At 59.1% G+C, this 25,959-nt stretch carries 21 protein-coding genes and 1 pseudogene; 12 read left to right on the top strand and 10 right to left on the bottom strand.

Annotated features, from left to right (window positions below):
- The first annotated feature begins 7 nt into the window (after positions 1 to 7).
- Positions 8 to 811, top strand: coding sequence for an ABC transporter permease (locus MK745_RS02285; protein WP_243611661.1), 804 nt, complete (start codon positions 8 to 10; stop codon positions 809 to 811).
- Here MK745_RS02285 and MK745_RS02290 read toward each other — a convergent pair.
- Entirely contained in the window at positions 801 to 1,784 is a 984-nt protein-coding gene (locus MK745_RS02290; protein ID WP_243611662.1) for a glycosyltransferase, read from the bottom strand. The genes MK745_RS02285 and MK745_RS02290 overlap by 11 nt on opposite strands.
- A gap of 299 nt (positions 1,785 to 2,083) precedes the next feature.
- Between MK745_RS02290 and MK745_RS02295 the strand changes: the two genes are divergently transcribed.
- The 4 genes from MK745_RS02295 to MK745_RS02310 all read left to right on the top strand — a co-directional run bounded on the left by MK745_RS02295 (position 2,084) and on the right by MK745_RS02310 (position 7,216).
- A complete protein-coding gene (locus tag MK745_RS02295) occupies positions 2,084 to 3,406 on the top strand; it encodes a UDP-glucose dehydrogenase family protein (protein WP_243611663.1) in 1,323 nt (440 codons plus the stop codon).
- Between the two features lie 12 nt (positions 3,407 to 3,418).
- On the top strand, positions 3,419 to 4,042 hold the full coding sequence (locus MK745_RS02300; RefSeq protein ID WP_243611664.1) for a sugar transferase: 624 nt from the start codon (positions 3,419 to 3,421) through the stop codon (positions 4,040 to 4,042).
- Positions 4,043 to 4,258: 216 nt separating this feature from the next.
- Positions 4,259 to 6,472 (top strand): NADP-dependent isocitrate dehydrogenase, encoded by a 2,214-nt coding sequence (locus MK745_RS02305; protein ID WP_243611955.1) that lies wholly within the window; start codon positions 4,259 to 4,261, stop codon positions 6,470 to 6,472.
- Between the two features lie 198 nt (positions 6,473 to 6,670).
- A complete protein-coding gene (locus MK745_RS02310) occupies positions 6,671 to 7,216 on the top strand; it encodes a hypothetical protein (protein WP_243611665.1) in 546 nt (181 codons plus the stop codon).
- A 145-nt stretch (positions 7,217 to 7,361) separates the two neighbouring features.
- Here the strand turns inward: MK745_RS02310 and MK745_RS02315 are convergent, their stop codons facing one another.
- Together MK745_RS02315 and MK745_RS02320 are read right to left on the bottom strand one after the other, a co-directional pair.
- Positions 7,362 to 10,772: a translocation/assembly module TamB domain-containing protein gene (locus tag MK745_RS02315; RefSeq protein WP_243611666.1), complete on the bottom strand. Its 3,411-nt coding sequence runs from the start codon at positions 10,770 to 10,772 to the stop codon at positions 7,362 to 7,364.
- Positions 10,772 to 12,571 (bottom strand): autotransporter assembly complex protein TamA, encoded by a 1,800-nt coding sequence (locus tag MK745_RS02320; RefSeq protein ID WP_243611667.1) that lies wholly within the window; start codon positions 12,569 to 12,571, stop codon positions 10,772 to 10,774. Before MK745_RS02320 ends, MK745_RS02315 begins: the two co-directional genes overlap by 1 nt.
- Before the next feature lie 194 nt (positions 12,572 to 12,765).
- Here MK745_RS02320 and MK745_RS02325 point away from each other — a divergent pair, with 194 nt between their 5' ends.
- The gene (locus MK745_RS02325; protein ID WP_243611668.1) at positions 12,766 to 13,491 is read left to right on the top strand and encodes a lysophospholipid acyltransferase family protein; all 726 of its coding nucleotides are present in this window, start codon (positions 12,766 to 12,768) and stop codon (positions 13,489 to 13,491) included.
- Positions 13,492 to 13,548: 57 nt separating this feature from the next.
- Positions 13,549 to 13,647, top strand: a pseudogene (locus MK745_RS02330) (chemotaxis protein MotB); the annotation flags it as partial.
- Between the two features lie 214 nt (positions 13,648 to 13,861).
- On the opposite strand, the gene MK745_RS02335 reads toward MK745_RS02330, so the two are convergent.
- Together MK745_RS02335 and MK745_RS02340 are read right to left on the bottom strand one after the other, a co-directional pair.
- The gene (locus MK745_RS02335; protein WP_243611669.1) at positions 13,862 to 14,221 is read right to left on the bottom strand and encodes a hypothetical protein; all 360 of its coding nucleotides are present in this window, start codon (positions 14,219 to 14,221) and stop codon (positions 13,862 to 13,864) included.
- Positions 14,214 to 14,495, bottom strand: coding sequence for a rod-binding protein (locus MK745_RS02340; RefSeq protein WP_243611670.1), 282 nt, complete (start codon positions 14,493 to 14,495; stop codon positions 14,214 to 14,216). Before MK745_RS02340 ends, MK745_RS02335 begins: the two co-directional genes overlap by 8 nt.
- A gap of 1,173 nt (positions 14,496 to 15,668) precedes the next feature.
- On the opposite strand from MK745_RS02340, the gene MK745_RS02345 reads away from it, so the two are divergent.
- Positions 15,669 to 16,109 carry a flagellar hook-length control protein FliK gene (locus MK745_RS02345; RefSeq protein ID WP_243611671.1) on the top strand — a complete coding sequence of 147 codons (441 nt, stop codon included), beginning with the start codon at positions 15,669 to 15,671 and terminating at the stop codon, positions 16,107 to 16,109.
- 8 nt (positions 16,110 to 16,117) lie between these two features.
- Positions 16,118 to 16,783, top strand: coding sequence for a flagellar hook capping FlgD N-terminal domain-containing protein (locus tag MK745_RS02350; protein ID WP_243611672.1), 666 nt, complete (start codon positions 16,118 to 16,120; stop codon positions 16,781 to 16,783).
- A 13-nt stretch (positions 16,784 to 16,796) separates the two neighbouring features.
- On the opposite strand, the gene MK745_RS02355 is transcribed toward MK745_RS02350, so the two are convergent.
- The 5 genes from MK745_RS02355 to MK745_RS02375 all read right to left on the bottom strand — a co-directional run bounded on the left by MK745_RS02355 (position 16,797) and on the right by MK745_RS02375 (position 22,109).
- Positions 16,797 to 18,122 carry an NAD(P)/FAD-dependent oxidoreductase gene (locus MK745_RS02355; RefSeq protein ID WP_243611673.1) on the bottom strand — a complete coding sequence of 442 codons (1,326 nt, stop codon included), beginning with the start codon at positions 18,120 to 18,122 and terminating at the stop codon, positions 16,797 to 16,799.
- Complete coding sequence (locus MK745_RS02360) at positions 18,119 to 18,943, bottom strand: ABC transporter permease (RefSeq protein WP_243611674.1); 825 nt, start codon at positions 18,941 to 18,943, stop codon at positions 18,119 to 18,121. Before MK745_RS02360 ends, MK745_RS02355 begins: the two co-directional genes overlap by 4 nt.
- Entirely contained in the window at positions 18,940 to 19,830 is an 891-nt protein-coding gene (locus tag MK745_RS02365; protein WP_243611675.1) for an ABC transporter permease subunit, read from the bottom strand. The genes MK745_RS02360 and MK745_RS02365 overlap by 4 nt, the downstream gene beginning before the upstream one ends.
- A gap of 1 nt (position 19,831) precedes the next feature.
- Positions 19,832 to 20,956 carry an ABC transporter ATP-binding protein gene (locus MK745_RS02370; protein ID WP_243611676.1) on the bottom strand — a complete coding sequence of 375 codons (1,125 nt, stop codon included), beginning with the start codon at positions 20,954 to 20,956 and terminating at the stop codon, positions 19,832 to 19,834.
- 67 nt (positions 20,957 to 21,023) lie between these two features.
- The gene (locus MK745_RS02375) at positions 21,024 to 22,109 is read right to left on the bottom strand and encodes a polyamine ABC transporter substrate-binding protein (RefSeq protein ID WP_243611677.1); all 1,086 of its coding nucleotides are present in this window, start codon (positions 22,107 to 22,109) and stop codon (positions 21,024 to 21,026) included.
- 150 nt (positions 22,110 to 22,259) lie between these two features.
- On the opposite strand from MK745_RS02375, the gene MK745_RS02380 reads away from it, so the two are divergent.
- The 3 genes from MK745_RS02380 to MK745_RS02390 all read left to right on the top strand — a co-directional run bounded on the left by MK745_RS02380 (position 22,260) and on the right by MK745_RS02390 (position 25,930).
- Complete coding sequence (locus MK745_RS02380) at positions 22,260 to 22,979, top strand: GntR family transcriptional regulator (RefSeq protein ID WP_243611678.1); 720 nt, start codon at positions 22,260 to 22,262, stop codon at positions 22,977 to 22,979.
- 74 nt (positions 22,980 to 23,053) lie between these two features.
- Positions 23,054 to 24,442: an aspartate aminotransferase family protein gene (locus tag MK745_RS02385; protein WP_243611679.1), complete on the top strand. Its 1,389-nt coding sequence runs from the start codon at positions 23,054 to 23,056 to the stop codon at positions 24,440 to 24,442.
- Between the two features lie 384 nt (positions 24,443 to 24,826).
- Positions 24,827 to 25,930 carry an ABC transporter ATP-binding protein gene (locus MK745_RS02390; RefSeq protein WP_243611680.1) on the top strand — a complete coding sequence of 368 codons (1,104 nt, stop codon included), beginning with the start codon at positions 24,827 to 24,829 and terminating at the stop codon, positions 25,928 to 25,930.
- Positions 25,931 to 25,959: the final 29 nt, after the last annotated feature.

Raw genomic sequence — 25,959 nt, forward strand, 5'->3', positions numbered from 1 at the left:
CGCCCGAATGATCTCTCCTGCGTTGCAACCGAAGAAACCGACGCAAAAGCGCTTCACGGCCGTCAGGGTGATTGCGGCCTTGATCCTGCGCGAAATGGCGACACGCTATGGGCGATCTCCCGGAGGATATGTCTGGGCCTTCCTCGAGCCGCTCGGCGGGATCATCATCCTTAGCTATGCCTTCTCGCTGCTGCTTCGCACGCCTTCGCTCGGGACGAGTTTTCTCTTGTTCTTTGCAGCGGCTTATCTCCCGCTTCAGGCCTATTCGAATGTCGCGGGGGCAACTCAGCACGCCCTGTCCTACTCCAAGGCGCTCCTCCGGTATCCTGTTGTCTCATGGATCGACGCCATTCTCGCGCGGTTCTTGCTCAACGGTTTGACAAGTTCCCTTGTGACTTATGTCCTTCTGACGGGGATCCTCGCGTTCTCAGAGACACGGAGCGTTCTTGATTTTGTGCCGCTGTTTCAGGCGGTGGGGCTCGCTCTGTTGGTTGGGCTTGGGGTCGGTACGTTCAATAGTGTGATTGAGGGGTTTTTTCCGATCTACCAAAGGATTTGGCAGATCATCAGTCGACCGTTGTTCCTCGCCTCAGGCCTGTTCTACATCTACGAAGAGCTGCCGAAGCTCGCACAGGATATCCTCTGGTTCAATCCGCTCATGCATATCAGTGGACTGATGCGGACTGGCGTGTTCACGACTTACCACCCCGAGTATATAAGCAAGACCTATGTCCTTGTATTTGGACTATTTTTTGCGTTCTTTGGGTTCTTGCTTTTGCGCCGTTTCCACAGGGATATACTTACGCGGTAAAGCGGCCCTCGGATCGGGCGACCACTTCCGAATGCGGCCGGTTTAGATCGGATGCAAGGCCGTCGCGGATCGCACAGCGCAACAATCCGAGGAATTCGCGCCGGTTGCCCGGATAGTGGAGGGTCTTCGCGATCCAGCGAGGCAGTATGATCATCAGCACAGGCCAGAACCAAACTCCGGCAGCGGCGCGATAGACCACGAGAAGATTGCGGTGATAGTAGTATGTTTTCCACAAGGGGCGCAGTCGTTTCTCGCCGACGCCCTTGGTGCGGTGATCGTGCTCGAACCGGAGCGCAGGATCAAAAAGGATCGTCCCACCCGCCATGCGAAGGGTCAATGTATAGAGGATATCGTCTCCGTAGATGAAGAGATCTCCGCGAGGGTATCCCGCCATCTCAACGGCGCGCCGGGAGACAAAAAGGCCGACGAATGAGGCGCCATCGACCTCTTGCGGAGAGCGGGATTGATAGTCCGACGCATTCAGGTGAAACCCTTCGCGCCCACCACCCAACAGAGTCCTGAAGAAATTCCCCATGTGCCAGAACGGGTTACGCGAGGGGCGATTGATGTCGCAGATGGTGCCGTCAGGGAAATAGACGGCGGTGGCGACGGATTGGTGTGGGGGGGGGGATTGGTGGAAGGCTCCGAGCGTGTCGGGATAGGGGCGGCCATCGTCGTCGGTCAGCAGGAGCCAATCGGGGCTGAACGTCTCCATGGCGTAGCGCATTCCGGTCTCAAAACCGCCCGCGCCACCAATGTTATTCGCGATACGCAGATTGCACAGACGCGGATCGGCGTGATCTGAAAGCCAGGCTTGGGTGCCATCCTCGCTCGCGTTGTCGACGACCAGAACCTTATAAATAAGGTGTTCCGGGCTTTCCAGGAGGCGTTCGACACATGCTTTGAGATGGGAGAGGCGGTTGTGGGTTACGACGACGGCAACCAGACGGCCTGCGTTCTTCTTTTGCTCCAAGCGGTCCTCTTGCCTGTGTCGTAGGTTTCGCCTGACTGCGCATAAAACGGTGTGCAAGTCAAATGTGGAACCCGGTTTGTGCGTCCCGAAAGGGTCGAAAACCAACGTCGGTATCACGTCGGTATTGCGTCTGTATTGCGGTGGTGTGGAATTTGGGAGTCGCGTTTCGCGGTATTACGGCGAAATGTCTCAGGCGTGCGCGGACACATATGCTAAGACAGGGCGCGCGCATCCGTTGACAGGCGCGAATGTGCGGCGCATTGACGAGCGAAGAGCAGACTGAGCAGGAGTGGGTTCAGATGAAGATTGCGATGATCGGGACGGGCTATGTAGGTCTTGTCTCGGGTGTGTGTTTCTCGGATTTCGGTCACGAGGTTGTCTGTGTCGACAAGAACCCGGCCAAGATCGAGTCCTTGAACCGCGGCGAGGTGCCGATCTACGAACCCGGCCTTGATACGCTCATGGAGAAGAACGTCAGCGCGGGGCGTCTCAGCTTTACGCTTGATCTCAAGGAGGCGCTTGACGGGGCCGAGGCCGTTTTCATCGCAGTCGGCACTCCGACGCGGCGTGGCGATGGCCATGCAGACCTCAGCTATGTGATGGCGGCAGCGGCAGAGATCGCGGAACACGCCGAAGACTATGTTGTCATCGTCACCAAATCGACCGTGCCGGTCGGGACCAACCGGCAGGTCAAGCAGGCGGTGAAGAAGGCCAATCCCAAGCTAGATTTCGACGTGGCCTCGAACCCAGAGTTCCTTCGGGAAGGCGCGGCCATTGAGGATTTCATGAAGCCGGATCGCGTTGTCGTCGGCGTCCAGAACGAGCGTGCGGCCGACGTCATGGCCGAGATCTATCGCCCGCTCTTCCTCCGGGAGTTCCCGATCGTCACCACCGACCTCGAGAGCGCGGAGATGATCAAATACGCGGCCAACGCGTTTCTGGCGACCAAGATCACCTTCATCAACGAGATTGCGGCGCTTTGTGAACGAGTCGGTGGGGATATCAAGGAAGTGTCCAAGGGGATCGGCCTTGATAACCGCATCGGCAACAAGTTCCTGCATGCCGGGCCGGGCTATGGCGGTTCTTGCTTTCCCAAGGACACCAAGGCGCTTGCCCGGATCGGGCAGGAACATGCGGTGCCCATGCAGATCACCGAGACGGTGATCAAGGTCAACGAAGAGACCAAGCGTCGGATGATCGACAAGCTCATGGATCTTTGCGGCGGGAGCGTGAACGACAAGACCATTGCCGTTCTCGGTGTGACCTTCAAACCGAACACGGACGATATGCGGGATGCGCCGTCGCTGACCATTGTGCCGGCGCTTGTTGGCGGGGGCGCGAAGGTGCGCGTCTGTGATCCGCAAGGGGAACACGAAGGTGCCGCGCTCTTGCATGGGGTGCATTGGATCGAAGACCCCTACAAGGCGGCGCATAATGCTGATCTTGTCGTGATCCTTACAGAATGGAACGAGTTCCGTGCGTTGGATCTCAAGCGGATCGCCAAGAAAATGGCGGTGCCGCACATGGCGGACCTGCGCAATATCTATTCGCCGAAAGACGCGAAGCGGGCCGGTTTCACGGCTTATGCCTCGATCGGGAGAGGGCAGTATTTCGAAGACTGAGCGAAATATCACATGAGCCGTAGTGTGGAATTCCTCCTCGCTGGCCTGATGGCGATCATCCTCGTACCGGTGATGGCAATCCTGTCGGTGGTCGTCTTGCTTGTCGACGGGCGCCCTGTGTTCTTTACGCAATCGCGGATGAAATCCCCGACGGAGTCCTTTACGCTCGTCAAGTTCCGCACACTGACCGTTGTCGAGGATGAAGACGGCGTTCTTGGTGGGGACAAGCTCGCCCGGATCACACCGCTTGGGCGTATCCTGCGCAAGAGCCGAATGGACGAGTTGCCGCAGCTCTGGAACATCCTTCGGGGCGATATTGGGTTCGTCGGCCCGAGACCGCCCCTGCGCCGCTATGTTGAACGGTTCCCCGAGATTTATGGCGAGGTTCTGAAAGGGCGGCCCGGTGTGACCGGGCTGGCGACCCTTCTCTATCACGGCAAGGAAGAAGTTCTTATGGCGCAATGCCGGACAGGAGAAGAGGCGGAAGCGGTCTATGAACGGGTCTGTATCCCGGCCAAGGCGCGGCTCGATCTGCTCTATGCAAAGCACAAGTCCCCCTGTCTTGATCTGCGGATGATTGTCGCCACGCTCTGGCGCCGCCTGCCGCCCGTGCCGCGCCCGCAGCGCAAGTTGTGAATTATTTGTATACAATGGCATACTTTTTGCGAATGTTGCCGATCTGTTCCGTTTGGCGCGATTGAATTCTCTGTGCAGCTGTTCTAAAGCAGCGCCATACGACCCAACGTCATGGGGATGCTAAAGATGATCCCCAAGATGTGACATCGCAAAGGAATGGCGCACTATTCGGTGCCGCCAATTTGGCTTCCAGTCATGCTGAAAGGTACAGAAACCATGGCCGATACCTCGAACCCCGATATCATTTACACGATTGTTGACGAAGCACCGGAACTCGCGAGCGCATCGTTCCTCCCGATTATCCGCAAGTTCGCGGATGCCGCCGATATTACCGTTGGCACCAAGGACATTTCGCTTGCCGGACGTATCCTTGCGACCTTCCCGGAAAACCTCACCGATGCACAGCGTCAAAGCGACGACCTTGCCGCGCTTGGCGAGCTTGTGAAAACGGCGGACGCCAATGTCATCAAGCTTCCGAACATCTCGGCCTCGGTGCCGCAGCTTGTCGCAGCGGTCGAAGAGCTTCAGGCGCAGGGCTATGACATTCCGACCTACCCGGAAGAGCCGAAGACCGACGAAGAGAAAGCTGTGCGCGCGCGCTATGACTCGATCAAAGGGTCGGCTGTGAACCCGGTTCTGCGGGAAGGCAACTCGGACCGTCGTTCGGCCAAGGCCGTGAAGAACTACGCCCAGAACAATCCGCATTCGATGGGCAAGTGGGAAAAGGACAGCAAGACCAAGGTCTCGTCCATGCCGGGCAATGATTTCTACGCCAATGAGAAGGCCGCGACCATCACCGCCGATCAGGCCGGTGCCGCGAAGATCGAATTCGTCGGCAAGGATGGGTCGGTGACGGTTCTCAAGGACGGCTGGCAGCTTGATGAGGGCACCGTGGCAGACGCGACCTTCATGAGCGCCAAGGCGCTTGGTGCGTTCCTCGCCGATGCGATTGAGGACACCAAGAAGGACGGCACCATGTTCTCGCTTCACATGAAAGCGACGATGATGAAAGTGTCGGACCCGATCATCTTTGGCCACGCGGTCAAGGCATGGCTCGCGCCGGTGTTTGATAAGTACGGCGACAAGCTCGAGGCGCTTGGCGTGAACCCGAACTCGGGCATGGGCGATCTTCTTGAGCGCGTGAAGGACGATGCAGAGATCGTTGCCGCGATCGAAGCCGTGCGCGCAGAGCGCCCCGAGATGTACATGGTCGATAGCGACAAGGGCATCACCAACCTGCACGTGCCGTCGGACGTCATCATCGACGCGTCCATGCCGGCGGTGATCCGCGCGGGCGGCAAGGGCTGGGACTCGCAGGGCAACAAGGGCGACACGAATTGTGTCATCCCGGACAACTGCTATGCGACGGTCTATGATGAGACGATCAACTTCTTCAAAGAGAACGGCGCGCTTGACGTGACCACCGCCGGTTCGGTCGCCAACGTCGGTCTGATGGCGCAGAAGGCCGAGGAATACGGCTCGCACCCGACCACGTTCGAAGCGCCCGCAGATGGCACGATCCGCGTTGTGCTTGCCAATGGCGAGACGCTGCACAGCCATGACGTTGAGGGCGGCGATATCTGGCGCGCCTGTACGGCGAAGAAAGCGCCGATCGAGAACTGGATCGAGCTTGCCATGGACCGTCAGCGCCTGACCGGTTCGGAAGCGATCTTCTGGCTCGACGCGAACCGCGCGCATGATGCGGAGCTTATCAAATACGTCACGCCGGTGCTTGAAGCGGCGGGTGTGGCCGACAAGTTCAAGATCATGGCACCGCGTGAGGCGACCCGCGCCTCGCTCGAGACGATCACCAAGGGCGAGGACAGCATCGCGATCACCGGCAACGTGCTGCGCGACTACCTGACCGACCTGTTCCCGATCCTCGAGCTTGGCACCTCGGCCAAGATGCTTTCGATTGTGAAGCTCATGAACGGTGGCGGCCTCTTTGAGACGGGCGCGGGCGGTTCGGCCCCGAAACACGTGCAGCAGCTCGTGGAGCAGAACCACCTGCGTTGGGACTCGATGGGCGAGTTCTGTGCGCTGGGCGAAAGCCTCAAGTTCCTGGCCGACACCAAAGGCAACGCCAAGGCGGGTGTGCTTGGCGAGGCGGCAGAGGTCGCGACGCAAGGCATCCTCGACAACAACCGCAGCCCGAGCCGCAAGGTCGGTGAGCCGGACAACCGCGACAGCCACTACTGGTTCGCGCGCTACTGGGCCGAGGCGCTTGCCGCGCAGAGCGACGATGCGGAGCTTGCCGCAGAGTTCGCCCCGGTTGCCAAGGCGCTTGCCGAAGGCGAAGCGGCCATCGTGGCAGAGATTGCCGCGGCACAGGGCGATGCGGCGGATATCGGCGGCTACTATCACCCGTCGGTCGAAAAGAAAGCCGCAGTGATGCGCCCCTCGGCCACGCTCAACGCGATTATCGGCTGATTTCGCCTAGATAGAGACTGAAAAGGGCGTCCTTCGGGGCGCCCTTTTGCGTTGGTGGCGCAGGCAAAGGATATTTGGACTCGGAGCGGGCCTTGGTGGAATTTGTAGTTAAGGGCGGGTTTGAGGCCCAATTGACCTTTGTTGCTCAATGGGATTTCCTCGACCTATGGCAACACTGTCGTCTTGGAGCGGAACGCATTGAATTTAATCAGATTGGGAGAATGGGAACTGTGGATTGAGGACGGAAACCTGCCATCAATCTTCGCTGCCTATCTCGAGAATGCGGTGTTTGCAGACCAGATTGACCTAGCGAACGCCGAAGGTCGATTTCACTTTTTTGGCGTCACAAAAAGCGAAACTAGGAACGGCTGGCCATCAGTCGTAGTTGCCCAACGATATCGAGATGCGCAACAGAGCTTCAGCCCGGGCATTCTATTGGTTCCAGATACCTCGCTGGTGTTTATCGGGGCCGGAGAGCGCCTTCTTTGTTACAACATCGAAGAGAAAACACGGCTTTGGGAGGATGAAACCCACCTTGGGTTTTGGAGGTGGAGCCAATCGGGATCATATGTCTTGATGTCTGCCGAAACTGAATTCGGGGTTTGGCGGCAATCTGGTGAAAAACTGTGGTCGACGTTTGTGGAGCCACCTTGGACTTTTGAGATCAAGGGACAGAATGTCCAGTTGGATGTAATGGGAAGCATCCGAAATCATCAGCTGTCGGATGGCAAGCAGGTAGATTGACCAAAGTTCGCTATGTCCCGCATTGCGGACTTTGGTCAATCTTGCAGATCTTCCGAAGAGATCTTCGCGAAGTCTCGCTCTATCTGTTCCCAAGCTTTCTAAGGCTTCTGTTGCAAGCGACGCCACGAACCGCGCTTTTCTATCGTCAGTAGTCTTTCTGGAAGAACAGGCCGAGGCCGCTATTGGCCTCTGAGTCGGCGGTGCCCTTGACGGTCAGGTTGGGGGAGACATCGAGGTTGAGGCTGATCGCGCTTTCGCCGGTGTCGCCGACTTCGACCTCGGTATAGACGTTGTCGGAGATGTATTTCCCGGCTGTGACGCTTGTATTGCCCTCGGCATCGGTGCGGAGGTCGAGATCGTCGATCCCGGCACCTTCACGGAGAGAGCCGAGGGGATTGAAGGTCGAGCGCCCGGACAGCGTTGCCACGGCACCTGCGAGGCGGGCGGCCTGAAGCGGGGAGATATCGGCCATGGATTCGCCAAAGAGGAGCTGGGCCAGAGCCTCGTCCTCGGGCATGTCGGGCGATGAATTGATCGAGAAGGCGGGCGCGTCTGCGGACCCTTCGAGGGTCAGGTCAAAGCGTGCGGCGCTTGTTTCGGTTGTCGCGACGAGGCGCAAATCAGGCACGAAATCCCCGCGCAACCGAATGGCCCCCTCGGAGAGATCAAAACGTTTGGTGAGGAACTCCATGCGCCCGCGCACAAGATCGAACCCGCCCGCGGTAACGATATTCGTCGTGTCGCCGCGCAACCGCAGTGCGCCGTTGAATTCGGCATCAAGGCCACGCCCGCGCACGAAAACGCGGTTCGGCGCGGAAATCCCGAGATTGAGACGGTAGGCAGGGCCGGATTGCCCATTGCCTGTTTTGACGGCGCCGGCATTGACGCGCGTTCGGGTCACATTGGAAGGTGCGTTCAGATGCGTGATTTCGGGAAGCGGGGCCGAGGAAGAGGCGACGGAATCGACACGAATTTCAGTTTCATCGAGCAACACGTCGCCGCTGATCGTTGCGCCGCCGGTCAGCGGGCCATTGATGCGGATATCGCCCTGAAGGACTGTCTCGACAAGGCGCTCATAGCGCAGGCGCGCGCTTTTGAGGCGGGTGGTCAGGTCGGCGGAATAGGGCGCGGATAGGGACATGCGCCCCTCGAGATCGAAATCGCCGCCAAGGACAAAGCCCCCATTGCCCGAGATCGCGGCCGAGCCGCTGGAAATACGAACATTCGCGCCAATGTTGTTCAAGGCGACCTGCGGATCAGCAACGGAAAGGCGCGCACCAGAGATATCCACGGTGCCGTTCAGAGAGGACAGTGCAAGCGGGCCGCGAAGGCCAAGGTTGAAGCGGGTTTGGCCCGTCAGGCGGGCCGCATCGGTCAGGCCGTTGACGAGGGCGAGCGGTGCGCTGCCTTCTGTGCTTAGGTCGGCTCTGGAAAAGTCCTTGGCGACCGTGCCTTGGGCGGACAAGACCGCGCCCGAGAGCCCCGCAGCGTCGAGATCAATCTGCCAGGTCTCGCCTGCGCGCTCTGCGGTCGCGTCGAGGCGCAGGGGGCCGGTCAGGCTCGAGATCCAAGGGGATATCTGGGCAATGTTGAGGTTAATCTCGGCGTTGAGCGGGTCAATGCCTTGGCTCTGTGCGCTCAAGGAGAGCCGCGCATTGCCAGGGCCGGTGCCGTCGAGGGTAAACTCCCAGAGGTCGTTGACCCCTTTGGCGACGGCGGTGAGGGTCGCCGGGCCAGAGACCGATGGCAGGTAGCGTGACAGCGTATCAAGCGATGCATCAAGAGAGATCGTGCCACCGCCCGTGCGTAACGCGCCTGCGGTTGTCGCAGAGAGGGCCGGTGTTTCAAGCAGACCGTCGCGCCATGTCAGGCCCTCTCCATCGCGTTTGACCTTGATGGCAACCTGCGACAGGCCTGTCTCGGTCAGGGTATCGACCTCGTCCATTCCGGTGCGGAGCCCATCGCTTTCACCCGTCATGGAGAGGTCAAAGGCCCCTGCAAGCGGTTGAATCGTGCCTTGGATCGAGGCGTCGAGCGTGCCGCGCAGGGGGCGCCCGGCCAAAGGGGCGAGTGCGGCGAGATCGCCAAGGTTTGCCGTGGCGCGGGTTGTCACCGTGGGATCGAGCGGCGGGCCGCCGATCTGCGCCGTGGCGTCGAGTGTGCCAGAGGCCGTTGTCAGGGTCAGGCGGTTGATCTGCACGGGGCTCTGGTCCTGCCATGCGAGGCCAAGGTCGAGGTTGGCCTTCTCGCCGAGCGCGCGGGCCACCTCGGGGCGGGCGGCGTCGGTCGGGCGCAGGCCGTTTGCCACAAGGCGCATCTCCGCCGTCAGAAGGCGCGGCGCCTCAGGGCGGATGCGTCCGCCACCACTCAGGGCGATGGTTGCGGTGGTGACGTCCGGGTGGATGAAATCGCGGATTGTGCCCGAGAGGGTCCAGGCGTCGCTCTGCGTCGCGTCATAGCGCGCCTTGAGCGTCGCGGATCGCAGGCTCAGGTCCAGGGAGGCAGGCAAGAGGAGCGCATCTGCGCCTTGCTTGGAGAGGTCGATATCAAGGGCAAAACTCTCGGGAAGGTTGCTTGGCGCGATGACGGCCTCGCCCGCGATCCGCATGGCGGCGGTGGAGAGCAGGAGATGGTCGAGGGTCACGCGCCCATCGTCGGATTGGCGGGCCTTGGCGGTCAGGTTGGCCTCGGTGCCGAAGAAGGGGCGAAACCGTGCTTCGACAAGCGGGGAAATATCGCCGTTGATGTCGAGGAAAAAACTCTTTTGTGCCGGAACAGTCTCTGTTTTTGCTTGGTTTGCGGTTTCAAGAGAGCCGCTTACACGCTGTACGCCATCGGTGGCCAAGGAGAGCTCGGCGCGGAACTCGGAGAGCGGAGCATCGCCTTTGAGGGTGAGGGCGAGGGCAGGGCGGTCCGGAACGTTGAGCAGCGTTGCGACCGCGCCTGCACGGGCTTCCTCGGCGGCGAGGTCAATCAGGAGCCGTCGGGTGGTGTTGTCGAAGGCGGCCTTGAGCGCGAAGGCCCCCTTGATGTCGTCCGTGCGGGTCAGGGTCAGATCGGCATCGCCCGCGCCACCGATGAGAGAGAGCTTGCCGGCGAGTTTCGCGGTGAGAGCCTGGCCAAGGACCGGCGCACCGAGCGCGATCTTATCGGCTTTGATTTCGCCGATCTGAACGCTGACGGGCAGGTCGGGAAGGGAGAACGGTGTGGCTTCGGGTGTCGGCGCCGCAGGATCGCTTTCGGGGAGGCGCGAAAGCGTGATCGTCTTGGCGGCAAGGCTGTTGACCGAGAGCGCACCGCTAAAGAGCGCGCTACGGTTCCAGTCGAGCGTGACATTCTCGAGGCGGAGCCAGATACCCTTGGCGTCGGCAATCGTGAGCGTTTCGACGCTGGCTTTGCTGCTAAGTGCACCGGTGAAGCCGTCCACCGTCACCGTGCGGCCGGCGCCGGAGAGCGAATCTTCGAGGAACCGCGTCAGGCGCCCCTTGTCCTCTTCGGTGTCCGCAAGGGCAGACAAGGGGACGCAGAGGCAAAGCAAGAGAAGCAGGTGTCGCATCAGAAGGCCTGTCCAATCCCGATATAGAGCTGCACGCCGTCGGAATTGCTTCCGGAAACCGGACCGGCGAGATCGACCCGGATCGGGCCGATGCCGGTATGATAGCGCAGACCGATCCCGGCCCCGGAATGCCAAGAGCCATTGCCGCCAAAGCTACTTGTTTCGCCAATATAGCCTGCGTCGTAGAACACAACGGTCGAGATACTCTCCCATGCGCGCAGGCGGAGTTCGCCAGAAATGCCAAGGAAAGAGAGGCCGCCGCTTTGCGCGCCGCCGGTGGTGATGAAGTTCGACTGGAACGGTTGGCCCCGCACTGTGCCGCCGCCGCCGGAGAGGAAGAGCATGTCGGGAGGTGTGGTTGCCAGAGAGGGGCCTAGGACGGTCCCGACCTGAAGCCGTGCCGCGGCGGTCAGGCTTTCGCCGAGGGGACGATAGAGGCGCGCGTCGGCGGTCAGGGACATGCCCGTTTCCGCAGTGCCACCGCCAAGATAGGGCATCACGGTTGCGTCGATGTAGTACCCGTCGCGGGCATCAAGCGGATCATCCCGGCGGTCGATCGTGTATCCGAACGGCAGGCCGAGAATGTGGAAATCTCGCGTGCCAAAGGAATCACGCACGAAATTGGTTTGGTAATGCAGGCCGAAAGACGCCTTGCGGGTCTGTGACAGGAAGCGGGTAAAGCCTATGTCGAAGGACAGTTTTTCCTGAAAGAACAGCGGATCGTTCTGTCGTTCAGCGGTCAGCGCAAGCCGTAAGTCGGTATCCGCGCCAAGCGTTGCCGGGCGGGTGAACTCGGTCGAGAAGCGATAGTCGGTGCCGCCTGATTGGGCCTGAATGCCGGAGACCTCGCCCTCGATCCGAAGCCGTTCTGCGCCACCAAGAAGGTTGCGATGCATCCAGAAAGCTGACGCGGAGATCCCGTCGCGGGACTGCAATTCGGCACCAAAGCCGATGCGGCGGGGTTTGGCGTCTTTCACGTCGACCGCGATATCAAGGCTTTGATCCGGATTGATCGCCTCGGCCTCTCGGATGTTGACCGAGCGAAACACGCCTGTGCGCCGCAAGCGGATCGCGATGGTCTCGAGCGCCTCGGGATCAAAACGTTCACCGGTTGGCAGTGCGATGATCTTGCGCAGGCGGCGCTCTGTAACGGCGCTTTCTCCCGGAAGAGTCAGGGCACCAAAGCGCAACTCGGGGCCGGGGGCGATCTTGAGGTCGGCATCAAGCGTTGCATTGGTATGGTTGGCGACCAGAGATTGATCCGCGATGCGGGCCTTGGCGTGCCCGATGGCGCGCCAGCCCGTGATCCCTTCGCGGGCGGCAGCGCGGATGGTTTCCGCCTCTGCCGGTTGGCCCGGTGCAAAGCCCGCGGGCACTTCGGTTTGCGGTGCAAGCGGGGCAATGCGCGCCTTGGCGAATTGAAAGCGCGGCCCGGTCACGACTTCGATCTGTGCTGAGGTGACCGTGTCGATGCGCGCAAAGGGCGGCAGCGATGCGGCCTCGCGTCCGTTGACACGAATACGAATTTCGGGGCCGTAGTAGCCCGCGTTGTAGAGCAGACCGAGCAGGCGCCGATAGTCAGCACGCGCCGCCGCGACGATATCGAGCGGGTTGCGCACGCCGTCTTCGGCGGCATCGATCAAGAGCGAACTTGATTGCAGGGTCTCGATCAAGTCCTCAGAAGCGCCCGGCGCACTCAGGCGCGCGTCGAAGGCTTGCCCGGCATTGGCCCAAAGCAGACCAGCGCAGACTGCTGTGCCTGCGAGCCATCTGCTGAATTGTCGGGTCGAAACTGGCATGGTGCCTGTCTCCTGATGCGCGCTGTTCTTCCTAGTGACTTAGCTCACGGGGTAGGCATTGAACATAGCCCGGCCTTGGATTCACCCTTGGAACGACTGTGATCGGTGGACCTTTGCCGAGACATCCGGTTTTTCGGGCTTTACGGTATGCGCAAACGGCTATCCCATTGGCAGAAACGGGATCAGGAGGCGATATGGGCGCAACGACACGAAATATGCTTGGGATCCGGCTACGCAGTGCGTTGTTCTATGTTCTGTCTGGTCTAGCGTTCGTGCCTTTCCTTCTATTCTGGCCGGTTTTCTTTCTGCCCGAACGGTATCTTCTGGGCGTCGGAGCGGCTTATCTCAGGGTTCAGCTCGTCCTTCTGCGGCTTATCTGTGGCATTCGTTATCGCGTCGAGGGGGCGGAGCATCTGCCCGAGGGGCCATGCCTCATTGCGTCCTGGCATGAATCGTCCTGGGAGACGCTTTTCTTTCATCTCTTCCTTGATCAGCCTGTCATGTTCGCAAAGCAGGAGGTGTTCTCGTATCCGGTCGTCGGGCTTGTTGCGCAGAAGGCAGGGCATGTACCGATCGACCGCAAGGGCACGCCGGATCAGATGCGCGACGGGTTCCGGGCCGGTGTTGCAGCGATCAAGCGGGGGCGCAAGCTATTGATCTTTCCGAGCGGAACACGGCAACGCGGCGCGCCGAAACGTATTCAGCGCGGTGTTGGGGTGCTCTACGACCTTGCCAAGGTCGACGCGGTGCCCGTGCAGGTAAAGTCCGGCCATTGCTGGCCTGCGGGGAGTCTCTTGAAATACCCCGGCACGATCACCGTGCGTATCCTGCCGCCGATCCCGGCAGGCCTTGAGCGGCGTGCCTTCCTTCAGCAGCTTGCACTTGCGTTCGGCGAAAATCAGGACGATTTGAAACGTTAAGGTGGCGGTAACGCACGGCCTGTTACACCCGGGATTGGGTGAGTAATAGGTGGTGAGATGAGCGCGCAGAAAAATGCGTCTCCGGTCATCATCAAGAGAAAGAAAGTCGTTGCTGGCGACGGGCATCACGGTGGTGCCTGGAAGGTTGCCATGGCATTTTCCTTGTATGCATAGGCGCTTTGCGCCCGTTGGATGTAACCGCGAAGGCGGTCTTGAATGTCGTTCTGACAGGTGCCGAACCGTTCGTCGGCCGGCGCCATCCGGTTGGATGCGGTGTGACTGTGTGGTGGAAAACGCTAATGGAGTGCTAATCCGGCCAATCCAGATACGAGGCTTTTGATGCAAATCTGGCTGTTGTACTGCGGGCAGGTCAGGCGCGTTTCTCAAGACGCCCGGGGCTTGCGAGATAGACGTCGGATTTCTGACCTTTCGCATCGTAGGTCTGTAGGGAATCGCGCACCTGGCGCAGCAAGGACATGCGCTCAGCAACATCCTGAATCCCAGCGAGCGCGCTCTCCATCAAGACCTGATTGCGCCCTGCGGCCACCTGCAGCGCCTGAAGCGGTGCACGATCCTCGGGAGCCAGATGTTCGAGAGCATCGAGCAAACGCGCTTTCTCTGCCCCGATTTCCGCGAGAGCGCCAATATCTCCCTCCAGCAATGCGCGCTTCTCTGCGCTAAGCAAGGCATCGAGAGATGCAAAAAGTGCACTGTGGTTCTGTTTAGGCATCGGCCTTGTCCTTCAAGCTTTGGAAGATCGACTCGGCAAGGCCGATCCCGCCCGCATCGACAATCGCGTGTGCTTGGGTTTCGATCAGAAGGGATGCGAATTGGTCCTCGCCAGCCCCTCCGCCAAAGCTCTCTCGTGGTTTTCCGAGGCCGGCGTGTTTGAGCATTTCTGCAAGAAAGCTCGCCTCAAGATCCTGCGCGACCTCCTTAAGGCGCGATGTGGTTTGCGTTTGGGAGGTTGGCGGTGGCGTGATCGGCAAGACCGGGTCCGTCATATCAATATCTCCAAGTTGAAGCGGTTTTCTTGATTTTGACGATCAGCGGTAAAGAAGTGGTAACCCTGTTGGCGTTCTTATCGGCGTACTGCACCTGTCGCCGGAGGCCCCATGCTGCCTGAACTCTCTCAAGAAACCATACTCCACCATTCCATCGTGCTGCCGCCCAGGACAGGGGCGATGAGGCATGAGGGGAGGATAGATTTCGTCTCTATTCTTGCGGAACTCGACTTGAAAGTGAGTGATGTGGCAGAGGATGGCACGCAGGAGAATACAATTGCCGCCGTGCCGAAAGAGGAGCCAACCAGCGCGGTCGAAGACGTCGAAGGCGAAGAATGGCTTCTCGATGACCTCGAAGCGATGACCAAGGCCGACGAGGCAGAGGAGTCTCATTCTAAGTCACCAGAGGTCGTCCGATCGCTTCAAGATAAGGACGCTCCTAGTTGGACGGAGGCGGCGAAAGAGGGCTTGGATCCACCCCAAACCGCGGCAGAGCCTGAGTTCGTTCCGTTGCAAAGGGGTTCAGATGCGCAAGCAGAAGTACGTGTCGATCGGCCAGAGACATCTACGTCGAGTCTGCCAGAGCAGCGCGCGTTGGGATCGAGCCAGATCTCTGTCCCGCTGAGTGTCGATACGTCGAAGAGCGCGGCTGTGTCGAAAGAGAGTCTCGTCGCAGCCCAAAGCGCGGATCACTCCAACCGATCCGTAGCAGTCAGACCCGCCTCAATCGAAGGGGGTCTCCTTCAAGCGGCACCAGCTGCGTCAGGAGACCCTTCGAATCCGACCGCAAGGGATTTTCAAACGAACACCACCCCTCTCCGCGATCCACCTGCGCCAGAGAGGCTGGCGGAGAGCCAAGCCCGAGAGGGGCATCCGACCCGAAAGATCCCCATTGCGCCCGAGACAAGAGAAGGCACGCCGCAGGAGTCGCGCCGTTCGCCCCACGCCGAACCAAATCGTGTCGACCCACCCCTGTTTCTTAGTGCGCGACGTGAGGTGGCCCCAACAACCACCTCTCAGGGGACCACGCCCATGCAATCGACGCCTGCTGCGATCGCGCCCGGACCTCTGGCAAAGGCAGAATCGCGCCTGACCTTGCGAGATGGAGGATCTGAATTCTTCGTAGAGGAAGCGGCGCCTATCGCGGACCGGTCTGCAGTGACAGGAAGAGATATGTTTCAGTCCGTTCGGGGCGCCGTTCTCGGGCCCCATGCAGAACACCCACAGGCTCTGAGCGTGGTTCGGCAGGTTTCGGAAGCAATTCGGCTCACACCCGGAAACGGCATTGATATCGCACTTCGTCCTGAAGAGCTTGGTTCTGTTCGGCTAAGCCTTTCTGGGCAGGAGGGTCAGATGAGTGTCGTTGTTCAGGCGGAACGGCCAGAGACGCTTGACCTCATGCGGCGCCATATCGACAGCCTGTCTCAGGAATTTCGTGCGATTGGCTACGGGGATGTCTCGTTCTCGTTCCAGTCTGGCGGAGACTCGGCGCGTGATGAGCAAGATGGAGAGCCCGGGACAGTCGCGGTGATCGAAGAAATGCCGTCTGACGACACACGGCGAGAGGCGTCGGGCAGCATTGCGAAGCGCTCGGGCCTCGATATGCGCATCTAGGAGGGATCATGGAAGCAGTTACGACACAGGCTCAGGCGGCATTGGGCACGCGCGGCGAGCGAACCTCGTCCGCAATGGCCGAGGGCTCTTCGGATTATGAGACCTTTCTCAAGATGTTGACGGTCCAGATGCAGAACCAAGACCCTCTAAACCCGGTCGAAGCCTCGGACTTCGCGGCGCAGCTCGCGGCGTTCTCGAGCGTAGAGCAACAGGTCTTGACCAATGATCTATTGGCTTCGATCAAAACCCGCTTGGCGACGTCGGACTTTGCGGCGCTGGCGGATTGGGTCGGCATGGATGTGCGCAGCTTGGGCGCTGCGTATTTCGACGGAAACTCAATCGAGACAAGTGGGCAGATAGACACGACGGCGGAGAAAACCGATCTGGTGGTGCGCGATGTAAATGGTCTCGAGATCTATCGCGCGCCCGTTGCGGATTCGGATGGCGGTATCACATGGATGGGCGAGACGACGGCGGGCCAACGCGCGCCCAATGGCCTTTATTCTCTCTCGCTTGAAGGGTTTTCCTCCGGCGAGAGCCTTGGAGAAATCCCGCTTGAGACCTATGGGCGGGTACGCGAGGCGCGGATGGGGAGCGATGGGCTGAACCTTGTCCTTGAAGGCGGGCAAACTGTTGCCGCCGACGATGTGACGGCGCTGCGAGCGCCTGTCTGAACTTTGGTTGTGACTACAGGTCGCTCAAACCATAGGCGAGATAGGCCGGCCAGAGTGCGAGCCGTCGAAAGCGCCCGCCGGGAAACCGGCCTGGCGGGGCCGTAAGAGCCTTTGGACGGCGCAATTGTCTCTGTTCGAGTATCTGTTCGGCCAGAAGCGCGCCGCAATAGCTTGCCATTGCGACACCGTTGCCATGATAGGCGAAGCTGGCAAACAACCCCTCATGCCCGGGCACGGGGCCGGCGAAGGGCGTCAGATTGCGCGCGAAACACACGAACCCGGACCAGTAGTATGGCGTTTCAACGTGACTCCAAGCCGGAAACATCTGCTCAAAATCACGTCTGATCAAACGTCGCACGGCCTGATCCGCGCGATGCGTCGTTCGCAAACCGCCTCGCATGCCGAAAAGGAAACGTCCATCTGGCATAAGACGGAAATAGTGCAGGAGGGCGCGGGTGTCATAGGCCATCTGCACCGAGGTCCATCCCTGAGCTTCTTGCTCTTCTGAGGAAAGCGGCCGGGTCACAATCACGCTCGACTGCGCGGGCATGTAGCGATTGGCAAGCCAATTTGGAACGGTTTCGCGGCCATACCCGTTGGTGGCGATGATAACCTGCTTTGCGGAGACCGTTGCCTGCGCGGTCTTGAGCCGGAATGCCCCTGATTGACCTGAGATTCGTGTCACCGAAGTCTGGCCATGGATCCTCGCGCCTGCTCTTTGTGCCGCACGTGCGAGGCCAAGCGCGTATTTCTTTGGGTTGAGGGCAAACCCAATCGGGATCGTGAGACCACCGTGAAAATCGCCGTTCATGCCTTGGCGCACAAGGTCGTCGCGTGAGAGAAGTTCGGGCATGACCCCATAAAGATCAGAGGTCCCCTTGGCCTTCTTCTCAAGCGAAAGCAGGTCGCGCTTGCGGTGGGCAAGAAGGGTTTCACCCCTAGAGTGGGTATCAGCGTCGATCTCGTGCGTTCCCAAGATATTTTCGACACACGAAACCGCATCACGTTCGGCGAGGAAATAGTCCTGTGCCGCTTTCTGACCTATCCGCTTTGCAAGGGTGGCGGGTTCTATATGGCTCCCACCAAGACAGCAGAACCCTCCATTGCGCCCCGATGCGCCCCAGCTTGGCTGTTGTTCGTCCAGAAGAACGACATCGCGCCCGGCCTCGGCAAGGTGCAGGGCTGCAGACAAACCCGTATAGCCGCCGCCGATGATCGCCACATCCGCCGATACATCGCTGGTCAGCATAGGATAGGACACGGCATCGACCGTTTCATTCCAGAAACATGTCTCAACCGGTCCATCACCATAGACAAAGGGGTCGCAGATCCGTGTCATCCGGCCGAAAGTCGCTCTGCCGCGCGTTCCTCACGTTGTTGCCGCGCAACCTTGCTCTTTGAGATGAGCGAGGCCGAGATGACGCCGATGGTCACAATACCGATCATGATCGTGGACAGGGCGTTGATCTCGGGGCTGACACCAAGGCGGACAGAAGACCAGATCTTCATTGGCAATGTCGTGGCCGATGGCCCGGATGTGAACGATGCGATGACGAGATCGTCGAGCGACAGTGTAAAGGCAAGCAGCCAACCGGAGATCACAGCGGGTGCGATGATCGGCAGTGTGACGAGATGAAAGGCCTGAAACGGCGAACAACCAAGGTCGAGCGCCGCTTCTTCGAGGGAATTGTCAAAGCTCACGAGGCGCGACGATACAACGACCGAGACATAGCACATCGAGAACGTCGTATGCGCGAGAACGATGGTCAGAACCCCTCGATCAAGGCCGATCCCGATGAAAAGCAGGAGCAGAGAGAGGCCTGTGATGACTTCGGGCATGACGAGCGGTGCATAGACCATCCCCGAAAACAGGGTGCGCCCAAAGAACCGTCCGGCGCGGACCATGACAATCGCCGCCATCGTGCCGAGCACCGTGGCGATGGTTGAGCTCAGGACCGCGACCTTGATAGTGACCCAAGCGGCATCAAGGAACGCTTCGTTCTGAAGCAGTTCACCATACCATTTGGTCGAGAACCCAGCCCAGACCGTCACAAGTTTCGACGCGTTGAAGCTATAGATGATGAGTATCACCATCGGCAGGTAGAGGAAGGCAAAGCCAAGCGTAAGCGAGGTTGCGTTGAACCAGCTGAAACGTCTCATCCTTCGGCCTCCCTCTGTTTCTGTTCGTTGCGTTGGAACAAGATGATCGGGATCACGAGGATCAAAAGCAGGATCACCGCCACCGCCGAGGCCACTGGCCAATCGCGATTAGAGAAGAACTCTTCCCAGAGCACCTTGCCGATCATCAGGGTTTGCGACCCGCCGAGAAGCGAGGGGATGACGAATTCGCCGATCGTCGGGATGAAGACGAGGAAACAGCCCGCAATTATCCCTTGTTTCGAAAGTGGTATCGTCACCAACCAGAAGGCGGAAAAGCGCGAACAACCAAGGTCTTCGGCGGCCTCGAGAAGGCTCGCGTCGAGCTTTTCAAGGGCCGAGTAGATCGGCAGGATCATGAACGGCAGATAGGTATAGACGATGCCGATATAGACCGCTGCGTTGGTGTTCAGGATGATGAGCGGCTCGGAAATGAGACCAAGGGACATCAGAAGCTGATTGAGATAGCCCTCCTGGCTGAGGATGCCCATCCATGAATAGACGCGGATCAGGAACGAGGTCCAGAACGGCAGGATCACGAGCATGAGCAGCGTCGGACGCCATTCATCCGGCGCTTTCGCCATGCCATAGGCAATCGGGTAGCCGACGAGCAATGTCAGAAAGGTAGAGATAGCCGCGATCTTGAGGCTCGAGAGGTAGGCTTTCCAGTAGAGATCGTCTTCGGTCAGGAAGATGAAGTTCTCAAAATCAAGCCCGGAGAGGAACTCCTTGAACCCTGCCCAGCCTGCCGAGACATCAAGGGTTGGCACATAGGGGGGGATCGCAAGCCACGCATCCGAAAGCGCGATCTTCAGCACAATAATGAAGGGCACGAGGAAAAGCGCCAGCAACCAGAGATAAGGCACCGCGATCAGGAAGAGACGGCGCATATCAGTTCTCCAACAAGACACCGGCGGTGTCCGTCCAGCTTACCCAGACCTTGTCTTCCCAAGTAAAGCCCCGGCGCGAGATGCGTCGGTTGTTGGCGGTTTGGGCCTTGATGATTTGTCCATTGGGAAGCTCGACATGGTAGGTCGAGAGGTTCCCGAGATAGGCGATATCAAGCACCTTGCCCCGGAACGCGGTCGGATTCGTGGGCTTATCATGCGTGATTGCCACCTTCTCAGGACGAATGGCGAAATGCACGGTTTGGCCCTTGTCGAAGCTCGTCTGCGGCGTGCCGATGATATCCGGCAGACCTTCGCCCCATGTGATGGCAAGCTTGTCACCGTCCTTCGCGCCAGCCTTGCCCTCGATCAGGTTCACATCGCCGATGAAGTCCGCGACGTAGGTCGAATTCGGGGTTTCATAAATCTCAGCGGGTGTGGCTACCTGTACGATCTTACCATGATCCATGACTGCGACACGGCTCGCGACGGTCATCGCTTCTTCCTGATCGTGGGTCACGATGACAAAGGTCGTGCCGGTCTTTTCCTGAATATCCATCAACTCGAACTGCGTTTCCTGACGCAGTTTCTTGTCGAGAGCGCCAAGCGGTTCATCAAGCAGCAGGAGCTTGGGTGCTTTGGCGAGCGAGCGGGCGAGGGCGACGCGCTGACGCTGACCCCCGGAAATCTGGTGCGGTTTGCGCCGTGCGAATTTCTCGAGCCGCGTCAGGCGGAGCATTTCGCTCACGCGGGCGCCCAGTTCGTCCTTGGGCATCCCATCACGACGCAGGCCAAAGGCGATATTGTCCCAAACGGAAAGATGCGGGAAAAGCGCGTAGGATTGGAACATCATGTTCACGGCGCGTTTGTTGGGCGGTACGGGGGCCATGTCCTGACCCGAGAGGAGAATATGACCCTCGGTCGGTGTTTCGAACCCGGCGAGCATCCGCATCATCGTCGTCTTGCCGCAGCCCGAGGGACCGAGAAGAGCAAAGAACTCGCGTTCGTATATATCAATCGTGAGATCGTCGATGGCTATGAAATCGCCAAAGCGTTTGGTGACGTTCTTAAACTGGATGATTGGTTTCTCATCCGGATCAAGCCAAGGGGCGAAGACGTCCTGAGGCATATGGCCCACTCCCGTAAGAAATGGCCCGCGCGTCAAGCGAACGCGCGGGCCTGGTTGTTGAGAAAGATCAGGTGCCGGACTTGATCTTGGTCCACATACGGGTCGCTTTACGCTGAACCTTCGGCGGGTAGCCGTCCTTGGTGTAGAGGTTCTCGACGGTTTCCTCGCTCGGATAAATCGACGGATCGCCGATCACGTCTTCCTCGAGGAACTCCTGAGAAGCGAGGTTGCCGTTCGCGTAATAAACATAGTTTGACGCGGCGGCCATGTTCTCGGCATCCATGATGAAGTTCAGGAACTTGTGCGCGCCTTCCGGGTTCGGAGCGTCAACCGGGATCGCCATTTGGTCAAACCACATCAGAGCGCCTTCCTTCGGCGCATAGTATGCGATCTCGACGCCGTTATCCGCCTCGTCTGCGCGGTCACGCGCCTGAAGGATATCGCCGGACCACCCAAAGGCCACACAGATATCACCGTTTGCCAGAGCGTTGATGTATTCCGAGCTGTGGAACTTCTGCACGTAAGGGCGCACACCCATCAGGACCGGTTCGGCCTTGGCGACCACATCCGCGTCCATCGTGTTCGGGTTCTCACCGATATATTTGAGCGCGGCGGGGATCATCTCGTCCGGAGCGTCGAGGAAATGCACGCCGCATTCGCCAAGCTTCTCCATGTTGGCCGGATCGAAGATCAGTGCGAGCGAGTCCATCGGAGCGTCTTCGCCAAGGATCTCTTTGACCTTGCCGACGTTCACGCCAATGCCTGTCGTGCCCCACATGTAGTTGATGGAGTACTCGTTGTCGGGATCGTAGTTCGCGGTGCGGGCTTTGATTTTGTCCCACATGTTCGCTTCGTTGGGCAGCATCGAGAAGTCGAGCTTCTGGAAAGCTCCCGCAGAGATCTGGCGCGCAAGGAACGAACCGGTCGGCACCACGACGTCATAACCGGACCCGCCGGCGAGCATCTTGGTTTCGAGAACTTCGTTAGAGTCGAACACGTCATAGATCAGGTCGATGCCGGTCTCTTCTTCGAACTTGGTCAGAAGTTCTTCGTCGATGTAATCGGACCAGTTGTAGACGCGCACTTCCTCGGCGTTGGCAGCCATCGCGCCGAGAGCTACGGTGGCAGTCAATGTCAGAAGGGTGTGTTTCATTTTTGTCTCCCGTTGGATTGTCGGACATGTGCCCGACCGAAAATCACGAGAAAATTTTTGATCAAGTTTGGGGCATATGGCAACATCGGATTATTCGAGAGCCGCGGAAATCTGCAAGAAACGACGGCGTGATAAGGGAGATTTGCACAAATGGCAGGCGTTGGCACCCCAAGGCAGTTGGATGCCTATCCTGATGAAATTCCACAACGTATTCCCGTTCATCAGCAGGTGTATGAAGATCTGCGGACCCGCATTCTTTTTGGAGAACTCGCACCGGGACAACCGGTCACAATCCAAGGGCTTGTTGAGATTCTCGGCGCTGGAATGACCCCAGTCCGCGAGGCGATTCGCCGTCTCACGTCAGAAGGAGCCTTGGAATTTCAAGGGAATCGGCGTGTTACTGTGCCGACGCCAGACACCGCCTGCATTGAAGAATTGATCTTTGCGCGCAAAGCGCTTGAGCCGGAACTCGCGAGAAGAGCGACGAAAAAAGCCACCCCCGCCGAGATCAATGCACTCGAAGAGATCGATACGGCGCTCGACGTCGCGATCTCTCTGGGCGATGTCGGAGCATATCTGCACCTGAATTTTGAATTCCATTCAAAGCTCTACCGGATCGCCGATGCGCCAATCCTGACTTCTATCGTCGAGAGCCTCTGGCTTCGCTTCGGCCCGTCGCTGCGTGTTGTCTGTGGTCGCATGGGAACTCAGAACCTACCGGACAAGCACAAGGAAACGCTCGCAGCGTTGCGGGCAAACGATGGCGAGGCCGCGGCGATCGCCATTCGAGATGACGTTGTGCAGGGCATGGAGCAAGTCCGGGAGGTGCTCATGGAGAACGCTCAGTCGGGCGAGATGATTGACACGTAAAAATTTGATCATATTCTGCGTGTAGCTTTGCCGATGCCGCTGATCGGCTCCTTCCTATCTCAAGAGGCACGCTTATGAGTATGATCACCAATCACATGCCGACGACCGAGCTGCAGGCTCTGGATGCGGCACATCACGTTCATCCCTTCACTGCGCAAGGAGAGCTTGCCGAGAAAGGCGCCCGTGTCATCACCCGCGCCAAGGGCGTGACGCTTGTCGATTCCGAAGGCGAAGAAATCCTGGATGCGATGGCAGGCCTCTGGTGCGTAAATATTGGCTATGGCCGCGAGGAGTTGGCCGAGGTTGCCGCGCGCCAGATGCGTGAACTGCCCTACTACAACACGTTTTTCCAGACGACCCATGTGCCCGTGATCGCCCTATCGGCCAAGCTAGCCGAGCTGGCGCCGGGGGATCTCAACCATGTCTTCTATGGCGGCTCTGGCTCCGAGGCGAACGACACCAATCTGCGTCTCGTGCGGACCTATTGGGCAGAGAAGGGCAAGCCTGAGAAGAAAGTCGTCATCAGCCGCAAGAACGCCTACCACGGGTCGACCGTCGCAGCGGCAAGCCTTGGCGGCATGAGCGGCATGCATGCCCAAGGTGGTCTCCCGATCCCGGATATCCATCACCTAAACCAACCTGACTGGTATGCCGAAGGTGGCGACATGTCCCCGGAAGAGTTCGGCCTCGCGCGCGCGCGCGAATTGGAAGAAGCTATTATCGAGCTTGGCGAGGATCGGGTCGCGGCCTTTATCGCAGAACCGGTGCAGGGAGCGGGCGGTGTGATCGTGGCACCCGACAGCTATTGGCCCGAGATACAGCGTATCTGCGACAAGTATGAAATCCTTCTGATCGCGGATGAGGTCATTTGTGGCTTTGGTCGAACCGGGCAGTGGTTTGGCTCGCAAACTCTCGGTATCCGTCCCGATATTATGACCATCGCCAAGGGGTTGAGTTCGGGCTACGTGCCGATTGCGGCCTCGATCCTGTCCGACGAGGTGGCGAAAGTCATCGGTGGAACCGAGTTCAATCACGGCTACACTTACTCCGGGCACCCGGTCGCCGCCGCAGTCGCGCTCGAGAACCTGCGGATTCTCGAAGAAGAGCATATTATCGACACGGTGCGTGAAGAGACTGCGCCGTATCTGAAGGAAAAATGGGAAGCTCTCGCGGATCACCCGCTTGTCGGCGAGGCGAAGATTGTTGGCATGATGGGCTCGATTGCCCTGACCCCGAACAAAGCGACCCGCGCAGCTTTCAAGGCGCCTGCCGGCACCGTGGGGTTCAAATGCCGCGAGCATTGCTTTGCCAACAATCTGATCATGCGTCACGTGGGCGATCGGATGGTCATTTCGCCGCCGCTCATCATCTCGAAAGCAGAGATCGACACCCTGATTGAGCGGGCGACTCGGGCACTAGACCTGACCTATTCCCAGCTTCAGAAAGAAGATCTGCTCGCCTAAGTCAGGCCGAAGATGAAATGATTGCGCCCGACATTCAGGTGTCGGGCGCTCAATTTTTCCCCACAATCCCTTTTGGATGCTCGCTGTCTGTGCAGGGTCTTGGATAGTCTCAAGATGGGGCCGCAACCATTGGTTGATGGCCCCTGCTGTAAAGGCGTTTAGCCACGATTTTTTCGAGCACGGTTCCCAGCCTCCGACGGCCCAAACAGGAGGCATATGTCGGAAAAATTGTATGAACCGTCGCAAAACATGCACTGAAACGGGTGACCTCGGCCCTACGGTCGTGTTTTGTATCTGGTGTTGCACTTACCCGATTGGGTGTGCTTACATTTCAAGCAATAGGGCAGAAACAATCTGCCAGATAAACAACACAGGGAGCCAGTTTTGGCCGATTCTGCATCGAACGACGCTTTCGTTGAATTCGAACGCGTCCAGAAAAGCTATGATGGCGAAACGCTCGTCGTAAAAGATCTCAACCTCCAAATGCCGAAAGGCGAGTTTCTCACGATGCTCGGGCCGTCCGGTTCCGGCAAAACAACTTGCCTCATGATGCTTGCCGGTTTTGAAACCGCAACGCATGGTGACATCCGCCTCGACGGCGTCTCCATCAACAACATCCCGCCGCACAAGCGCGGCATCGGCATGGTCTTTCAGAACTACGCGCTTTTCCCCCACATGACGATTGCCGAGAACCTGAGCTTCCCGCTCGAGGTACGCAAGCTTGGCAAATCGGAGCGCGAGGAAAAGATCAAGCGTGCCCTCGACATGGTCGAGATGGGCAGCTTTGGCGGCCGTCGCCCGGCGCAGCTTTCGGGCGGCCAGCAGCAGCGTGTCGCTCTGGCGCGTGCTCTGGTGTTCGAACCTGAGCTTGTTCTGATGGACGAACCGCTCGGCGCGCTGGACAAGCAGCTGCGTGAGAAGATGCAGTTCGAGATCACGCACCTCGCCCACAGCCTCGGTATTACGACGGTCTACGTGACGCACGACCAGACCGAAGCGCTGACCATGTCGGACCGTGTTGCCGTGTTTGACGATGGTCGCATTCAGCAGCTCGCGCCGCCCGATCAGCTTTATGAAGCACCGATCAACAGCTTCGTGGCGCAGTTTATTGGCGAGAACAACACGCTTGAGGGCACCGTCAAAGAGATCAAGAACGGCCGCGCGCTGGTTCAGCTCGATGACGGCGAACTGATCGACTGCAACCCCGTGCACGACTCGGTGCAGCCGGGTGCACGCACACGGGTTTCGATCCGCCCCGAGCGCGTCGAATACAATAAAGAGCGCCTCCAAGAAGGGGCGCACACGCTCAAGGCCGAAGTGCTTGAGTTTATCTATATGGGGGACATCTTCCGGACCCGTCTCCGGGTCGCCGGGAATGATGAGTTCATTATCAAGACCCGGAATGCTCCGGACCAGGTTCGCCTGAAGCCGGGCGAGCAGATCGAGATCGGCTGGTTGCCGGAGGATTGCCGCGCACTGGACGCCTAAGTCCAATGCGCCATCGCGTCTCCCGGGCG

It is taken from the genome of Shimia aestuarii, from assembly GCF_022814865.1.
Lineage (GTDB): Bacteria > Pseudomonadota > Alphaproteobacteria > Rhodobacterales > Rhodobacteraceae > Shimia > Shimia aestuarii_A.

Coding starts and splice junctions, on each gene's coding strand:
- MK745_RS02345 (WP_243611671.1), top strand. CDS start 15,669: ATGTTTCAGTCCGTTCGGGGCGCCGTTCTCGGGCCCCATGCAGAACAC.
- MK745_RS02285 (WP_243611661.1), top strand. CDS start 8: ATGATCTCTCCTGCGTTGCAACCGAAGAAACCGACGCAAAAGCGCTTC.
- MK745_RS02370 (WP_243611676.1), bottom strand. CDS start 20,956: ATGCCTCAGGACGTCTTCGCCCCTTGGCTTGATCCGGATGAGAAACCA.
- MK745_RS02305 (WP_243611955.1), top strand. CDS start 4,259: ATGGCCGATACCTCGAACCCCGATATCATTTACACGATTGTTGACGAA.
- MK745_RS02340 (WP_243611670.1), bottom strand. CDS start 14,495: ATGACGGACCCGGTCTTGCCGATCACGCCACCGCCAACCTCCCAAACG.
- MK745_RS02320 (WP_243611667.1), bottom strand. CDS start 12,571: ATGCCAGTTTCGACCCGACAATTCAGCAGATGGCTCGCAGGCACAGCA.
- MK745_RS02300 (WP_243611664.1), top strand. CDS start 3,419: ATGAGCCGTAGTGTGGAATTCCTCCTCGCTGGCCTGATGGCGATCATC.
- MK745_RS02335 (WP_243611669.1), bottom strand. CDS start 14,221: ATGCCTAAACAGAACCACAGTGCACTTTTTGCATCTCTCGATGCCTTG.
- MK745_RS02375 (WP_243611677.1), bottom strand. CDS start 22,109: ATGAAACACACCCTTCTGACATTGACTGCCACCGTAGCTCTCGGCGCG.
- MK745_RS02365 (WP_243611675.1), bottom strand. CDS start 19,830: ATGCGCCGTCTCTTCCTGATCGCGGTGCCTTATCTCTGGTTGCTGGCG.
- MK745_RS02350 (WP_243611672.1), top strand. CDS start 16,118: ATGGAAGCAGTTACGACACAGGCTCAGGCGGCATTGGGCACGCGCGGC.
- MK745_RS02380 (WP_243611678.1), top strand. CDS start 22,260: ATGGCAGGCGTTGGCACCCCAAGGCAGTTGGATGCCTATCCTGATGAA.
- MK745_RS02360 (WP_243611674.1), bottom strand. CDS start 18,943: ATGAGACGTTTCAGCTGGTTCAACGCAACCTCGCTTACGCTTGGCTTT.
- MK745_RS02385 (WP_243611679.1), top strand. CDS start 23,054: ATGAGTATGATCACCAATCACATGCCGACGACCGAGCTGCAGGCTCTG.
- MK745_RS02355 (WP_243611673.1), bottom strand. CDS start 18,122: ATGACACGGATCTGCGACCCCTTTGTCTATGGTGATGGACCGGTTGAG.
- MK745_RS02295 (WP_243611663.1), top strand. CDS start 2,084: ATGAAGATTGCGATGATCGGGACGGGCTATGTAGGTCTTGTCTCGGGT.
- MK745_RS02325 (WP_243611668.1), top strand. CDS start 12,766: ATGGGCGCAACGACACGAAATATGCTTGGGATCCGGCTACGCAGTGCG.
- MK745_RS02315 (WP_243611666.1), bottom strand. CDS start 10,772: ATGCGACACCTGCTTCTCTTGCTTTGCCTCTGCGTCCCCTTGTCTGCC.